The organism is Roseateles sp. GW821-FHT09B06, from assembly GCF_059418245.1.
The window spans coordinates 138,679-152,625 of the sequence record NZ_JBWKPM010000005.1; the positions used below are offsets into that span (position 1 = coordinate 138,679).

At 69.7% G+C, this 13,947-nt stretch carries 14 protein-coding genes; 7 read left to right on the top strand and 7 right to left on the bottom strand.

Annotated features, from left to right (window positions below):
- Window positions 1-154: 154 nt before the first annotated feature.
- From AC07OQ_RS06625 to AC07OQ_RS06645, 5 genes are all read left to right on the top strand, one after another.
- Window positions 155-1,651: a protein adenylyltransferase SelO gene (locus tag AC07OQ_RS06625; protein ID WP_495052305.1), complete on the top strand. Its 1,497-nt coding sequence runs from the start codon at window positions 155-157 to the stop codon at window positions 1,649-1,651.
- Window positions 1,652-1,729: 78 nt separating this feature from the next.
- On the top strand, window positions 1,730-2,368 hold the full coding sequence (locus tag AC07OQ_RS06630) for a septation protein A (RefSeq protein ID WP_495052306.1): 639 nt from the start codon (window positions 1,730-1,732) through the stop codon (window positions 2,366-2,368).
- On the top strand, window positions 2,365-2,622 hold the full coding sequence (locus AC07OQ_RS06635) for a BolA family protein (protein WP_495052307.1): 258 nt from the start codon (window positions 2,365-2,367) through the stop codon (window positions 2,620-2,622). Before AC07OQ_RS06630 ends, AC07OQ_RS06635 begins: the two co-directional genes overlap by 4 nt.
- Before the next feature lie 65 nt (window positions 2,623-2,687).
- Window positions 2,688-3,491, top strand: coding sequence for a peptidylprolyl isomerase (locus tag AC07OQ_RS06640; protein WP_495052308.1), 804 nt, complete (start codon window positions 2,688-2,690; stop codon window positions 3,489-3,491).
- Between the two features lie 65 nt (window positions 3,492-3,556).
- Window positions 3,557-4,117: a DUF2062 domain-containing protein gene (locus AC07OQ_RS06645; RefSeq protein ID WP_495052309.1), complete on the top strand. Its 561-nt coding sequence runs from the start codon at window positions 3,557-3,559 to the stop codon at window positions 4,115-4,117.
- On the opposite strand, the gene AC07OQ_RS06650 is transcribed toward AC07OQ_RS06645, so the two are convergent.
- Window positions 4,092-4,793 carry an ABC transporter ATP-binding protein gene (locus tag AC07OQ_RS06650; RefSeq protein ID WP_495052310.1) on the bottom strand — a complete coding sequence of 234 codons (702 nt, stop codon included), beginning with the start codon at window positions 4,791-4,793 and terminating at the stop codon, window positions 4,092-4,094. The genes AC07OQ_RS06645 and AC07OQ_RS06650 overlap by 26 nt on opposite strands.
- 19 nt (window positions 4,794-4,812) lie before the next feature.
- Between AC07OQ_RS06650 and AC07OQ_RS06655 the strand changes: the two genes are divergently transcribed.
- Window positions 4,813-5,451 carry an arylesterase gene (locus AC07OQ_RS06655; RefSeq protein WP_495052311.1) on the top strand — a complete coding sequence of 213 codons (639 nt, stop codon included), beginning with the start codon at window positions 4,813-4,815 and terminating at the stop codon, window positions 5,449-5,451.
- A gap of 3 nt (window positions 5,452-5,454) precedes the next feature.
- On the opposite strand, the gene AC07OQ_RS06660 is transcribed toward AC07OQ_RS06655, so the two are convergent.
- Together AC07OQ_RS06660 and def are read right to left on the bottom strand one after the other, a co-directional pair.
- Window positions 5,455-7,425: a DUF6600 domain-containing protein gene (locus tag AC07OQ_RS06660; protein WP_495052312.1), complete on the bottom strand. Its 1,971-nt coding sequence runs from the start codon at window positions 7,423-7,425 to the stop codon at window positions 5,455-5,457.
- Window positions 7,426-7,515: 90 nt separating this feature from the next.
- Window positions 7,516-8,052 (bottom strand): peptide deformylase, encoded by a 537-nt coding sequence (gene def, locus AC07OQ_RS06665; RefSeq protein WP_495052313.1) that lies wholly within the window; start codon window positions 8,050-8,052, stop codon window positions 7,516-7,518.
- A gap of 59 nt (window positions 8,053-8,111) precedes the next feature.
- Between def and AC07OQ_RS06670 the strand changes: the two genes are divergently transcribed.
- Window positions 8,112-9,083: an MBL fold metallo-hydrolase gene (locus AC07OQ_RS06670; RefSeq protein ID WP_495052314.1), complete on the top strand. Its 972-nt coding sequence runs from the start codon at window positions 8,112-8,114 to the stop codon at window positions 9,081-9,083.
- A gap of 18 nt (window positions 9,084-9,101) precedes the next feature.
- Here AC07OQ_RS06670 and ntrC read toward each other — a convergent pair whose 3' ends face one another.
- The 4 genes from ntrC to glnA all read right to left on the bottom strand — a co-directional run bounded on the left by ntrC (window position 9,102) and on the right by glnA (window position 13,772).
- Window positions 9,102-10,583, bottom strand: coding sequence for a nitrogen regulation protein NR(I) (gene ntrC, locus AC07OQ_RS06675; protein WP_495052315.1), 1,482 nt, complete (start codon window positions 10,581-10,583; stop codon window positions 9,102-9,104).
- A gap of 33 nt (window positions 10,584-10,616) precedes the next feature.
- Window positions 10,617-11,708 (bottom strand): nitrogen regulation protein NR(II), encoded by a 1,092-nt coding sequence (gene glnL, locus AC07OQ_RS06680; RefSeq protein ID WP_495052316.1) that lies wholly within the window; start codon window positions 11,706-11,708, stop codon window positions 10,617-10,619.
- Between the two features lie 45 nt (window positions 11,709-11,753).
- Complete coding sequence (locus AC07OQ_RS06685; RefSeq protein ID WP_495052317.1) at window positions 11,754-12,242, bottom strand: hypothetical protein; 489 nt, start codon at window positions 12,240-12,242, stop codon at window positions 11,754-11,756.
- A gap of 114 nt (window positions 12,243-12,356) precedes the next feature.
- Window positions 12,357-13,772: a type I glutamate--ammonia ligase gene (glnA, locus tag AC07OQ_RS06690; RefSeq protein WP_495052318.1), complete on the bottom strand. Its 1,416-nt coding sequence runs from the start codon at window positions 13,770-13,772 to the stop codon at window positions 12,357-12,359.
- Window positions 13,773-13,947: the final 175 nt, after the last annotated feature.

Sequence of the window (13,947 nt, forward strand, 5' to 3'; positions counted from 1 at the left end):
ATGAACCTGGACAATATCGACCAGGCGCGCGAGCCGCGGTCGGCGAGCCGATCGGCGGCCCCCGCTCGGGAATGCCGGGGGCAGCCAAGGCGCGCCGACAAGGCTTAAGCCCCAGCTAAGCAGGGGCCAGGGGCGGCTGGCTACACTGGCTGCAATGACAGCCTCCGAACCCCTGCCCGGCCTGATAGCGAACGGCCCCGCGGCCTCCTGGCCCAACCGCTTCGCCGGTCTGGGCGACGAGTTCTACACCGCGCTACCGGCCCAGGGCCTGCCCGATCCGCATTGGGTGGCGACCAGCCCGGCCTGCGCCGAACTCCTGGGCTGGCCCGCCGACTGGTGGCAGCGCGAGGACTGGCAGGCGCTGCAGCTGCTGTCCGGCAACGCCGTCTGGCCCGGCATGCGGCCGCTGGCCACGGTCTACAGCGGCCACCAGTTCGGCGTCTGGGCCGGCCAGCTGGGCGATGGGCGCGCGCTGCTGCTGGGCGAGCTGGACACGCCGTCCGGCCCGCTGGAGCTGCAACTCAAGGGCGCCGGCCTGACGCCCTACTCCCGCATGGGCGACGGCCGCGCGGTGCTGCGCTCCTCGATCCGCGAGTTCCTCTGCTCCGAGGCCATGTATGGCTTGGGCATCCCGACCACGCGCGCGCTGGCCATCACCGGCTCGGCGCTGCCGGTGCGGCGCGAAACGATGGAGAGCGCCGCGGTGGTGACGCGCGTGGCCCCCAGCTTCATCCGCTTCGGCCATTTCGAGCATTTCGCCCACCATGGCCTGCACGAGCAATTGCGGCGGCTGGCCGATTTCTTCATCGCCCAGTACGCGCCGGAATGCCGCGACGCGCCGGTGCCGGTCGCCGCCCTGCTGGAAAAGGTGACGCGCCAGACCGCCGAGCTGCTCGCGCAATGGCAGGCCGTCGGCTTCTGCCACGGCGTGATGAACACCGACAATATGTCGATGCTGGGCCTGACCATCGACTATGGCCCCTTCGGTTTCATGGACGGCTTCGATCCCGGTCATGTCTGCAATCACAGCGACCACCAGGGCCGCTATGCCTACGCAAGCCAGCCCAATGTGGCGTTCTGGAATCTGCACGCGCTGGCCCAGGCCCTGCTGCCGCTGGTCGGCGGCGACGGCGAACCGCTGCTGGCCGCGCTGGAGGCCTACCGGAGCGCCTTCCCGGCTGCCTTGATGCGCCGGATGCGCGCCAAGCTGGGCCTGCGCGACGCGCGCGACGAGGACCGGGCGCTGGTCGACGACTGGCTCAAGCTGATGGCCACCGGCCGGGTCGACTTCACGATCGCGTTCCGGCGCCTTGGCGCCTTCGCGCGGGACGGTGCCGACGCGCCGCTGCGCGACCTGTTCCTCGACCGCACGGCCTTCGATGCCTGGGCCGGGCGCTATCGCGCTCGCCTGGCCGCGGAGCACAGCGTCGACGCCGAGCGGCATGCCCGCATGCTGGCGACCAATCCGGCCGTGGTGCTGCGCAACCATCTGGCCGAGGGCGCGATCCGGCAGGCCCAGGCCGGCGATTTTGGCGAGGTCGCCCGGCTGCTGGAAGTTCTGCAGCGGCCGTTCGACGAGCCGGCATCGGCCGCCGACGCCGACTTCCCGCCCGACTGGGCGCAAACCCTGGAAGTGTCCTGTTCATCATGAGCCGGCCTCCCGGCGGGCGCGACCACCCCGTCAGCGTCACGCCCGCCTCCATTCCGCCGCGATAAACTTTCGGTCCAAATGAAGCTACTCCTGGATTTCCTGCCGCTGATCCTGTTCTTCGGCACCTTCAAGGTCGCCGAGGGCCAGGCCGCGGCCGCGGCCGCCTTCGCCACCGAGCATTTCGGCTTTCTGGTCTCCGGCGGCCAGGTCGGCGCGGGCGAGGCCCCGGTGCTGCTGGCCACCCTGGTGGTGATGGTCGCCACCCTGCTGCAGGCCCTGATCCTGAAGCTGCGCGGCAAGAAGATCGACCTGATGCTGTGGATCAGCCTGGCCCTGGTCGTCGTGCTGGGCGGCGCCACCGTCTGGTTCCACAACGAGACCTTCATCAAGTGGAAGCCCAGCGGCCTGTACTGGGCCATGGCCCTGGTGTTCTTCGCCAGCCAGACCTTCTTCCGCAAGAATCTGCTGCAGGCCATGCTGGGCGCCGAGCTGCAGCTGCCGGCCACCGTGTGGAAGCGCCTGAACTGGGCCTGGGTGAGCTTCTTCGCCGCGATGGGCGTGCTCAACCTCTATGTGGCCTACAACTTCTCGACCTCGGCCTGGGCCAACTTCAAGGTCTTCGGCGCCACCGGCCTGATGCTGATCTTCACCCTGGCCCAGGGCCTGTACATGAGCAAGTACCTGAGCGACACGCCGGAAAAGCGCGACGAAGCATGAGCCTGCTGACCGATATCGAAAGCCGCCTGTGCGCGGCGCTGCAGCCCACCGCGCTGGAATTGCGCGACGACAGCGCCCAGCATGCCGGCCATGCCGGCGCGCGCGAAGGCGGCCATTTCCATGTGCTGATCGTCAGCGAGCGCTTTAGGGATCTGCCTCGGGTGGCCCGACATCGGCTCGTATATGATGCCCTCGCCGAGCTGATGCAGCGCGGCATCCACGCGCTGGCCATCGACGCCCGCACGCCGGAATGACGCTGCCACAAGCCGCACCCCGCGCCGCACGGCGCCTTTTTCATTCTTTGCCGACCTACATCCCCATGAAGAAGTTTGTGCTCGCCGCCTCCGTCGCGGCCCTGTCCGCTGCGCTCCTGCCCGTGTCGGCCAGCGCGCAGAACATCGCCGTCGTCAATGGCAAGGCCGTGCCCAAGGCACGCGCCGAACTGCTGATCGACCAGGTCACCAAGAGCGGCCAGCAGCAGCGTTCGCCGGAGCTGGAAGCCCAGGTCAAGGACGAGGTCGTGCTGCGCGAGATCTTCATCCAGGAAGCCGAGAAGCGCGGCATTCCCGCCAGCGGCGACTACAAGGCCCAGATGGAACTGGCCCGCCAGAGCATCCTGATCCGCGAGCTGTTCGCCGACTACGCCAAGAAGAACCCGGTCACCGACGTCGAGGCCCGCGCCGAGTACGACAAGTTCAAGGCCCAGAACAGCGGCACCGAGTACCGCGCCCGCCACATCCTGGTCGAGAAGGAAGAAGAGGCCAAGGCCCTGATCGCCCAGATCAAGAACGGCGCCAAGTTCGAAGACCTGGCCGGCAAGAACTCCAAGGACCCCGGCTCCGCGGCCAATGGCGGCGACCTGGACTTCGCCAACCCCAGCGGCTTCGTGCCCGAGTTCAGCGCCGCCATGACCGCGCTGAAGAAGGGCGAGATGACCCCGGAGCCGGTGAAGACCCAGTTCGGCTACCACATCATCAAGCTGGAAGACACCCGCGACGCCCAGTTCCCGGCCTTCGACGACGTCAAGCCGCAGATCCTGCAGCGTCTGGGTCAGCAGAAGCTGGCCACCTTCCAGGCCGACCTGAAGAGCAAGGCCAAGACGGACTACAAGTTCGCTCGCTGATCTCCGCGCCTAGCGCCGAACCCGCGATCGTGCCAGCTCGGCGTCGCGGGTTTTTTTACGCCCCCATGCCCGCCACCCGATTCGCCCGCCGCATCCTGCCCCGCCCCGACGCCCTGGCGCAAACGCCCGGCCTGCGCTGGCTCGGACATTACCTGGCGCCGCGCCCCTGGCTGTGGGTCGCGCACCGGCGCCGCGTCGCGCTGGGGGCGGCGCTGGGCCTGGCCATGGGCGTGATCCCGCTGCCGACGCAGATGCTGTTCGCGGCCCTGATCGCCATCGTGTTCCGCGCCAATGTGGCGGCCGCGGTCGCCGCGACCTGGCTGACCAACCCCTTCACCCTGCTGCCGATCTGGACCCTGGCGGTCGCGCTGGGCCGCCTGGTGGTGGGCAACGGCGAACCGGTCGTGGCGCCGGTCATGCCGGAGTTCGACTGGGCCGCCCCGATGAGCTGGGGCCCCTCGCTGTGGGGCTGGCTGCAGACCCTGGGCAAGCCGCTGCTGGTGGGTCTGCCCCTGGCCGGCGTGCTGCTCGGCGCCCTCGCCTACCTGGCCGTCTATCTGGGCTGGTGGGCGGTGATCCGCGGCGAACGCTGGCGCCGCCTCAGGCAACGACAGCAGCGTCGCTGAGCGCGTCGGCCACCAGGTGGCCGGCATCGATGCGCAGCTGCCGCTGGCAGCGCGCGGCGATGCCGGTATCGTGGGTCACCAGCACCAGGGTCGTGCCGGCCTCGCGGTTCATCTCGAACATCAGCTCCATCACCGCGGCACCGGTGGCGAAGTCCAGGCTGCCGGTCGGCTCGTCCGCCAGCAGCAGGGCGGGCCTCAGCACGAAGGCGCGCGCCAGCGCCACGCGCTGCTGCTCGCCGCCCGACAGCACGCGCGGGTAATGCCCGAGCCGCTGCCCCAGCCCCACGCGCTGCAGCATCTGCGTGGCCTGGGCGCGCGCATCACGCTCGCCGCGCAGTTCCAGCGGCAGCATCACGTTCTCCAGCGCGGTCAGGTTGGCCAGCAGCTGAAAGCTCTGGAACACGAAGCCCAGATGGCGGGCGCGCAGCGCGGCGCGCTGGTCCTCGTCCAGCACGAACAGGTCCTGACCGGCCAGCCGCACCGTGCCGGCGCTCGGCTTGTCCAGGCCGGCGAGGATGGCCAGCAAGGTGCTCTTGCCCGAGCCGGAGGCCCCGACGATGGCCACGGATTCACGCGGCGCCAGCGTGAAGGAGATGTCATGCAGAATCGTCAGCATGCCGCCAGCGTCTTGCACCTGCTTGGCTACGCCTTGAACTTCAATGATGGCTTCGGACATGGATGAAATGGATACGGGGATGACACGCCGCGCGTGGATGCTGGACTGTAGCTTGCTGGCGCTCGGCCTGGCCCTGCCGGGCCTGGCGGGCGCCGAAACGCGCCCGCAGCGCCTGCTGGTGCTGGGCGACAGCCTGTCGGCCGAGTATGGCATCGCGCGCGGCAGCGGCTGGGTGGCGCTGCTGCAGCAGCGCCTGGCGACGCACAAGCCCCCCGTCGAGGTGGTGAACGCCAGCATCAGCGGCGACACCACCGCGGGCGGGCGCTCGCGCCTGCCGGGCCTGCTCGGCCAGCACCGGCCCAGTCATGTGGTGATCGAGCTGGGCGGCAACGATGCGCTGCGCGGCCTGCCGCTGAAGGGCACGCAGGACAACCTGCTGGCCATGGTGCGCGCCGCCAAGACGGCCGGCGCCAAGGTACTGCTGGTGGGCATGCAGCTGCCGCCCAACTATGGCGCCAGCTATGGGCGCGATTTCGCGGCGCTGTTCGAGCGCGTGGCCAAGTCCGAACAGACCGCACTGACGCCCTTCCTGCTGAAGGGCGTGGCCGACCGGCCGGATGCCGAGGACTGGTTCCAGGGCGACCGCATCCACCCGCTGGCCAAGGCCCACCCGCTGATGCTGGAGCAGGTCTGGCAGGGGCTCAAGCCCCTGCTCTGAGGCCTACTGCGCCTGCTGCGAGCGACCGTTCGCTTCGCCGCGGCCGCGGCCCCGCTCCCGTTCGCCCCGCTCACCCCGATCCCCTCGCTCGTCCTGGCGCGGCGGGGTGACGGCCGGCCGCGGCGGGCCGGGATTGTTGTCGCGGGCCTGTGGCGGCGGCGCGGCCTCGCGGCGCGGCGGCTCGACGCGCTGCGGCATCGGCTGAGGCATCGGCTGCGGCACCGGCATGGCGCGCTCGGGTGCGGGCATCGGCGCGCGCGGCAACTCGGCCGCGGGCTGCTGCGGGCGTTCACGCGGACGCTCCGGCTGCGCTCGCTCGGCCCGTGGCATGTGCTCGCGCTCGCGCTGACGCAGCTGCGGCAACTCGTCGGTCGGCCGCGCCGGCTGTTCGGGCCGCACGCCCTGCCACTGCGGACGCTCGCCACGGTCCGCGTCCCTGGCGGGTCGTTCGGCTCGATCAGGACGCTCCGGGCGTTCCGGACGCTCCTGCCGTTCGATGCGCGGCGGCAGCTGGGGCCGATCGGCACGGTCGGGGCGCTCGGGGCGCTCGGCGCGATCCCCCCCGTCCGGCCGCTCGCGCCGCCGGGGTTCGAATGCCGGCTGCGGGCGCGTTTCGCGCGGCTGGACCAACGGCAGATCGCCGCGGCCGGGCGCCTGCGCCAGCGGCTTCAGGGGACCGGCCTCCGTCGGACGGTAAGGCATGGGGCGCCCGCCCTGGGCCGGCATGGCGCTGACGGCGCCGACCACTTCCAGATTGCGGTGCGGGCGCGGCGAGCCGGGGCGGTCGGGACGCTCCGATCCCTGTCCGGGCCGGCCGGGCCGGACCACGGTGACCGGGTCATGGTCGCGGTTCAGGCGCTGCCAGTAGCCATGGCTGTGGCGATAGCTCGGCGCATAGGCCTCGCGCGGCGCCAGCGGCACCCAGCCGTAACGCGGTGGCGGCGGACGCCCTCCGCCGACATTGACGCCGACGCTCACCGCCGGCGCACCGACCCAGGCCACCAGGGCCGGCGCATAGACCGGCCGCGCGACATAACGCCCCGGCGCCCAGCACCAGCGGCCGCCCCAATGCACCCAGCGGCCGTAATGGAAGGGCGCGAAGCCCCAGGGCGCATCGTCCACCCAGGTCCAACCCCAGCTCACCGACCAGACCCAGCGGCCATAGCGATAGGGGGCCCAGCCCACGGCCACCACGCTGGGCGCCCAGAGCGGACCGTAGTCGCTGCTCTGCTCCCAGCGGCCATAGCGGTCCAGATCCTCCGCGCCGGTCATCTCGGGCGAGACATAGCCATGCGCCAGATGCCGGCCCTCCGCCTCGCGCTGCGCCAGCAGCCAGTCGGAGAATTCGTCGCGCGCCAGTTTCTGGCGTTCGGCGCGCGGGCCGTCGGCCCACCAGAACTCGGCCTGCTCGCCGGCATTGATCCACACCGGTCCGGCCTCCGGCGCGCGCGAGTCGAAACGCAGGCTGCCCTCCCAGCTCAGACCGCGGCTGCCGCGCTCCAGCTGGTCGATGCGGTACAGGCCCTCGCGCTCGGCCGTGAAACGGCCCTCGCGGGTGCGCAGCCGGTAGTCGTTGACCTCCTCGCGGCTGCGCAGGCGCAGCGCGGCGGCACCCTTGTCCAGCACCAGCTCGACCCGCTCGTCGTCCAGGCGGCTGAACTCGAGATCGGAGTCCTCGTCCAGCCACAGACTGGTGGAGCCGACGCGCAGCGTGACGCGGCTGCGCTCCTCGGTGCGCAGGCGGTCGCCGGCGGCAATGGTCTGGTTGCGGGTCACACGGGTCCATTCCCGTGCCTCGGTGTCGAACAGCCAGGCCTCGCCGCTGATCTCGGCCACCCGGCCGGCCCGCGCCGGCGGATCGTTGTCGTCCCGCTCGGCGGCGACCCAGGCCGGCACCGCGCATAGCGCCAGCAGCAGGCCGATGCGACGCAACAGGCGCAGCCAGGATGCGACGGATGGGGGCAGGGCGCGCATGACGGTCTCCTCGATATGCCGATATAACGCCGGCCGGACGCCACGGGCCGACCCGTTTACATTTTTTTGCCTCGTGAACCCGGGCGGGACTCAGTCGTCGGCGTTCGGGTCCAGCTCGGGAAACAGCACCGCGGTGTAGCCGAAACGGCTGAAATCACGCACCCGCATCGGGTACAGCAGGCCCTGCAGATGGTCGCATTCATGCTGGACGACGCGGGCATGGAAACCCTCGGCCTCGCGCTCGACCGGCCGACCGTCCAGGTCCTGGCCGGTGTAGCGGATGCGGGCGAAGCGCGGCACCACGCCGCGCAGGCCGGGCACCGACAGGCAGCCCTCCCAGCCCTCCTCCTCGACCTCGGAGAGCGGCGTGATCAGCGGATTCAGCAGCACGGTCAGCGGCACCGGCGGCGCCTCCGGATAGCGTTCGTTGCGCTCGAAACCAAAGATCACCAGCTGCAGGTCCACGCCGATCTGCGGCGCGGCCAGGCCGGCGCCATTGGCGGCCTTCATCGTGTCCATCATGTCGGCCACCAGTTCGCGCAGCGCGGGCGTGCCGAACTCGGTGACGGCCTTGGCCACGCGCAACAGGCGCGCATCGCCCATCTTCAGAATCTCTCGAACGGCCATCGGCACAATCTCTTCGGCTATGGTTGCGCCATTCTAAGTAAGGAGATAAGGAGACCTCGATGCCCGCGATGCCCGATTACCTGCAGGACCTGGGCGATGGCATCCATGCCGTCGACACCGGCTTCCAGCGCGACCATTTCGATGCCGCCTACCTGCTGGTCGATGACGGCCGCGCCGCCTTCATCGACACCGGCACCAACCATGCGGTGCCGCGCCTGCTGGGCGCGCTGGCGGCGCTGGGCTTGGGCGTCGAGGCGGTGGACTGGGTGATCCCGACCCATGTGCATCTGGACCATGCGGGCGGCGCGGGCCTGCTGATGCGCTCGCTGCCGAACGCCGGTCTGCTGGTGCATCCGCGCGGCGCGCGCCATCTGATCGACCCGACGGCGCTCTACCAGGGCGCGCTGGCGGTCTATGGCGCGGCGGAGATGCAGCGCTCTTATGGGCGGCTGGTCGGCGTGCCGGCCGAGCGGGTCGTGCAAAGCCATGACGAGATGCGCGTGCAGCTCGGCGGGCGCGAGCTGCTGCTGCTGGACACGCCGGGCCATGCGCGCCACCACCACTGCATCTGGGACGCCAGGAGCCGCGGCTGCTTCACCGGCGACACCTTCGGCCTGTCCTACCGCGAGTTCGACACGCCGCCGCTCGGCGCCTGGATCATGCCGACCAGCACGCCGGTGCAGTTCGAGCCCGAGGCGCTGTACGCCTCGGTCGAGCGGCTGCTGGGCTACGAGCCGCGGCAGATGTTCCTGACCCACTATGGCCGCGTCGGCGGCAGCGAAGCCGAGGTGCGGCGCCTGGCCGAGCTGCTGCTGCGCCAGGCACGCGCGATGGTCGAGATCGCGCAGGCGCAGCGCGGCAACCCGGATCGGCATGCGGCGCTGAAGGCCGGCCTGGAGGCGCTCTACCTGGGCGAGCTGGCCCGCCACGGCTGCACGCTGGCGCCGGCGCGCCAGCGCGAGCTGCTGGCGATGGATGTGGAGCTGAACGCCCAAGGGCTGGGCGTGTGGCTGGACAAGAGCGCCGGCTGACAGCACGCCGGCCGGCGCTCAGGCATCCAGGCCCAGCTCCTGGATCTTGCGGGTGATCGTGTTGCGGCCTATGCCCAGCTTCTGCGCCGCCTCGATGCGGCGGCCGCGCGTGACATCCAGCGCGGTCAGGATCAGGCTGGCCTCGAAGCGGCGGGTCAGCGTGTCCCAGACCTCGGGCTCGCCATTGGCCAGCAGGCGGCGCGCCTCGCGCGCCATCTCGGCCACCCAGGCATCGGGCCCGGAGGTAAAAGGCGTCAGGCCGACCGCTGCGGCGGCTTCGCCGGCCCCTGCGGCCGCGGGCTGGGCCGGCGCACTGGGCATGCCGGCCGCGGCCACCGGCGGCGGCGCGGCCTGCAGCAGCTCCTGCGGCAGGTCCTTGGGCTCGACCACCTGGGTCGGTGCCATCACGCTGAGCCAGTGGCAGACGTTCTCCAGCTGGCGCACATTGCCGGGGAAGTCGAAGCCCACCAGCTTGGCGAGCGCCGCGTCCGACAGGCGCTTGGCCTCGACACCCAGCTCGATGGCGCTGCGCTGCAGGAAGTAGCGCGCCAGCACCGGGATGTCCTCGCGGCGCTCGCGCAGCGCCGGCAGCCTCAACCGGATCACGTTGAGGCGGTGGAACAGATCCTCGCGGAACACGCCCTGGCGCACCCGCTCCTCCAGGTTCTGGTGGGTGGCCGCGATCACGCGCACATTGCTGCGCTGCGGGCTGTGGCCGCCGACGCGGTAGAACTGGCCGTCGGACAGCACGCGCAGCAAACGCGTCTGCAGGTCCAGCGGCATGTCGCCGATCTCGTCCAGGAACAGCGTGCCGCCGTCGGCCTGCTCGAAGCGGCCACGCCGCGTCGCCTGCGCGCCGGTGAAGGCGCCGCGCTCGTGGCCGAACAGCTCGCTCTCCAGCAGGTCCTTGGGGATGGCCGCGGTGTTGATCGCGACGAACGGGCCTTCGCCGCGCGGGCTGTGCTTGTGCAGCGCGCGCGCCACCAACTCCTTGCCGGAACCGGACTCGCCGGTGATCAGCACGGTGACATGGCTTTGCGAGAGCCGGCCGATGGCGCGGAACACGTCCTGCATCGCCGGGGCCTGGCCCAGCATCTCGGGCACCTGGGCCGAGCCCTCCTCGGCCACCGCCTCGCGCTGGCTTTCCTCCTGGGCGCGGCGGATCAGCTCGACCGCGCGGCTCAGGTCGAAGGGCTTGGGCAGATATTCGAAGGCGCCGCCCTGGAAGGCCGAGACCGCACTGTCCAGATCGGAGTAGGCGGTCATGATGATGACCGGCAGGCCGGGCAGCCTCTCCTTCACCTTGGCCAGCAGGTCCAGGCCCGAGCCGCCGGGCATGCGGATGTCGGACACCAGCACCTGGGGGCTGTCCTCGTCGAGTGCCGCCAGCAGGTCGCGCGCATTGCTGAAGCTGCGCACCGGCAGCCCTTCGCGGCTCAAGGCCTTCTCCAGCACAAAACGGATCGAATGGTCGTCGTCAACAATCCAGATGGATTTCATGCAAGGCTCCCCTTTGCTTCTGATCGCCCGCGCTCAGGGCAAAGGCAGTGTGATTCGAAAGTCGGTCCGGCCCGGTTCGCTGTCGCAGTCGATCATGCCCTGATGCTGCTGGGCGATGGTCTGCGACAGCGTGAGTCCCAAGCCCGTCCCTCCGTCCCGGCCCGAGACCAGGGGATAGAAGATGCGGTCGCGGATTTCCGCCGGCACACCGGGGCCGTTGTCCTGCACATGCAATTCCAGTGCCAAGCGCCAGCGTTGCTTGCCGATCGTGACCTGGCGCGCCACGCGGGTCTGCAGGGTGATCCGCGCATCACCGGCGGCGATGCGCGCATGCAGGGCCTGGGCGGCGTTCTGCACGATGTTCAGCACGGCCTGGATCAGCTGTTCGCGGTCGCCGCGGAAATCGGGCAGCGAGGTGTCGTAGTCGCGCAGCACCGCAAGGCCGCGCGGGAACTCGGCCAGGATGACCGAGCGCACGCGTTCGCAGATCTCGTGGATGTTGACATCACCGACCACCTGGGCACGGCGGTGCGGCGCGAGCAGCCGATCCACCAGGGACTGCAGCCGGTCGGCCTCGTGCACGATCACCTGGGTGTATTCGTTCAGCTCGGACCCCAGGTCGGTCGGCTGGAGCTCCAGCGCCAGCAGCTGGGCCGCACCGCGGATGCCGCCCAGCGGGTTCTTGATCTCATGCGCCAGGTTGCGGATCAGTTCCTTGGTGGCCTGCACCTGGTCGAGCGTGCGCTCCTCGCGATCCTGGCGCACCGCTTTAGCGTTCTCGATCAGCTCGACCAGCACGCGCTCCGGGCTGTCGGTCTGGCTGACCAGCACATGCACCGGCAGCAGGTCCTCATGCGGACGCGGGCCGCGGCGCAGCTGCGCATCGAAGCGGCTGCTGGAGAAAACATTGCCGGCGACCGCCTCGACCGTTTCGGACAGGCGCTGCGCGTCGGCGAACAGATCGAACAGGTTGACGCCCTGCACGGCGCGGCGCGACAGCCGCATCACCGCCTCGAAGGCGGTGTTGGCGAACAGGCATTCGCCGTCGGGCCGGATCACGGCCACCACGGTGGCCAGCATGTCGAAGGCTTCGAAGCCGGAGGTGTCGGACGGGTTCTGGTTCATGGTTGCAAGGCCTCGCGGGCCCGGCCACCATGCCGCCGCAGGGCTTCAGGGCAGTTTGCCGATCTCGCGCTTGAGGGCCTGGATGTCGGCCTCCTGACGGGCGATGCCGGCCTTGAGCTCGGCCACCCGGTCCAGGTACTTCTGGTAGTTGCGTTCGTCGCCACGCCGTTCGGGCTGACCACCCTGGTATTCGCGCTGCAGCTCGGCCAGGCGCTGCTCGCCGGCGCGCAGCTCGGTCTCCAGCACGCGGCGGCGCTCGTCGTCGCGGCTCTTCTGCTGCGCGGGGTCGACGCGTCCATCACCGGGCGTCCTCGCTGCAGCGCCGCTGGCCGCTGAGACGGCCGGGCGCGGACGCCCCGACTGCAGCACCGTGATCGGCGTGCCCTCGATCGTGCGGCAGCCCTTGTCCTGCGCCTCCTTGGGCGTCAGCGCATCGGTGTAGAGCACCGGCGGCCCGGGGCAGCGGTAGACCTGCGCATGGGCGGCCGCCCCCGCCAGGGCGAGCAGCAGAAACAGGGCGTGACGGTTTGGCATGGGGTGATTGTGGCGCAAGCGGCACGCCGCAAATGACAAGGGACGGCCCGAGCCGTCCCTTGCGCGCCGGCCCGGGCAGCGTGGCGTGGGATGCACGCTCGCCGCCCATGGGCATCACAGTGCGTAGTACATATCGAATTCCACCGGGTGGGTGGTCATGCGGAAGCGCTGCACTTCCTGCATCTTCAGATCGATGTACGCATCGATGTAAGCGTCGGTGAACACGCCGCCCTTCGTGAGGAATGCACGGTCCTTGTCCAGGTATTCCAGGGCCTGGTCCAGGCTGTGGCAGACGGTCGGGATCTTCGCGTCTTCTTCCGGCGGCAGGTGGTACAGGTCCTTGGTGGCGGCCTCGCCCGGATGGATCTTGTTCTCGACACCGTCCAGACCGGCCATCAGCAGGGCCGCGAAGGCCAGATAGGGGTTGGCCGAAGGATCGGGGAAACGCGCCTCGATGCGGCGGCCCTTGGGGTTCGCCACATAGGGGATGCGGATCGAGGCCGAGCGGTTCTTGGCCGAGTAGGCCAGCTTCACCGGGGCCTCGAAGCCGGGCACCAGACGCTTGTAGGAGTTCGTGCCGGGGTTGGTGATCGCGTTCAGCGCGCGGGCATGCTTGATGATGCCGCCGATGTAGTACAGCGCGAACTCGCTCAGACCGGCATAGCCGTCACCGGCGAACAGGTTCTTGCCGTCCTTCCAGACGGACTGGTGCACGTGCATGCCGCTGCCGTTGTCGCCGACGATGGGCTTGGGCATGAAGGTGGCGGTCTTGCCATAGGCATGGGCCACGTTCTGGATCACGTACTTCTGCAGCTGCAGCCAGTCGGCGCGCTGCACCAGCGAGCTGAACTTGGTGCCGATTTCCATCTGGCCGGCGTTCGCCACTTCGTGGTGATGCACCTCGACCGGGATGCCCAGCGATTCCAGGATCAGGCACATCTCCGAACGCATGTCCTGGCCGGAGTCGACCGGGGGCACGGGGAAGTAGCCGCCCTTGACGGTGGGACGGTAGCCGTGGTTGCCGTGCTCGTATTCCTTGCCGGTGTTCCAGGCGGCCTCTTCCGACTCGATCTTGACGAAGCAGCCGGACATGTCGACGTTCCAGCGCACCGAGTCGAAGATGAAGAACTCGGGCTCGGGACCGAAGTAGGCGGTGTCGCCCAGGCCGCTGCTCTTCAGGTAGGCCTCGGCACGCTTGGCCAGCGAGCGCGGATCGCGCTCATAGGCCTTGCCGTCGGCCGGGTCGATCACGTCGCAGGACAGGATCAGGGTCGGCTCTTCGAAGAAGGGGTCGATATTGGCCGTGTTCGGGTCCGGCATCAGCAGCATGTCGGAGGCTTCGATGCCCTTCCAGCCGGCGATGGACGAGCCGTCGAAGGCGTGGCCCGAGGCGAACTTGTCCTCGTCGAAATGGGACACGGGCACGGAAACATGCTGCTCCTTGCCACGGGTGTCGGTGAAGCGGAAATCAACGAACTTGACTTCGTTGTCCTTCACCATTTGCATCACGTCGGCGACGGTCTTGGCCATCAATTACTCCTAGCGGGATTGGGACGGGGTGTGAATGTCTTTGCGAATTCAGTGAGCGCCCGAAAGCGTCGTGCAAAGGAAAGCAGTTTGCGTGCCAGCCATCGCCTCATTCCGGGCCTGCCGGCTCCAGGGCGGTGCATGGCTGGTATGTCGCGCACTTGGCGCTGTTGGTGCG

Excerpts from the sequence above, each read along its gene's own strand:
- glnL (WP_495052316.1), bottom strand. The coding sequence starts at position 11,708 with ATGAACCAGAACCCGTCCGACACCTCCGGCTTCGAAGCCTTCGACATG.
- AC07OQ_RS06655 (WP_495052311.1), top strand. The coding sequence starts at position 4,813 with ATGACACGCCGCGCGTGGATGCTGGACTGTAGCTTGCTGGCGCTCGGC.
- AC07OQ_RS06645 (WP_495052309.1), top strand. The coding sequence starts at position 3,557 with ATGCCCGCCACCCGATTCGCCCGCCGCATCCTGCCCCGCCCCGACGCC.
- def (WP_495052313.1), bottom strand. The coding sequence starts at position 8,052 with ATGGCCGTTCGAGAGATTCTGAAGATGGGCGATGCGCGCCTGTTGCGC.
- AC07OQ_RS06635 (WP_495052307.1), top strand. The coding sequence starts at position 2,365 with ATGAGCCTGCTGACCGATATCGAAAGCCGCCTGTGCGCGGCGCTGCAG.
- AC07OQ_RS06640 (WP_495052308.1), top strand. The coding sequence starts at position 2,688 with ATGAAGAAGTTTGTGCTCGCCGCCTCCGTCGCGGCCCTGTCCGCTGCG.
- AC07OQ_RS06630 (WP_495052306.1), top strand. The coding sequence starts at position 1,730 with ATGAAGCTACTCCTGGATTTCCTGCCGCTGATCCTGTTCTTCGGCACC.
- AC07OQ_RS06625 (WP_495052305.1), top strand. The coding sequence starts at position 155 with ATGACAGCCTCCGAACCCCTGCCCGGCCTGATAGCGAACGGCCCCGCG.
- glnA (WP_495052318.1), bottom strand. The coding sequence starts at position 13,772 with ATGGCCAAGACCGTCGCCGACGTGATGCAAATGGTGAAGGACAACGAA.
- AC07OQ_RS06660 (WP_495052312.1), bottom strand. The coding sequence starts at position 7,425 with ATGCGCGCCCTGCCCCCATCCGTCGCATCCTGGCTGCGCCTGTTGCGT.
- ntrC (WP_495052315.1), bottom strand. The coding sequence starts at position 10,583 with ATGAAATCCATCTGGATTGTTGACGACGACCATTCGATCCGTTTTGTG.
- AC07OQ_RS06685 (WP_495052317.1), bottom strand. The coding sequence starts at position 12,242 with ATGCCAAACCGTCACGCCCTGTTTCTGCTGCTCGCCCTGGCGGGGGCG.
- AC07OQ_RS06650 (WP_495052310.1), bottom strand. The coding sequence starts at position 4,793 with ATGTCCGAAGCCATCATTGAAGTTCAAGGCGTAGCCAAGCAGGTGCAA.
- AC07OQ_RS06670 (WP_495052314.1), top strand. The coding sequence starts at position 8,112 with ATGCCCGCGATGCCCGATTACCTGCAGGACCTGGGCGATGGCATCCAT.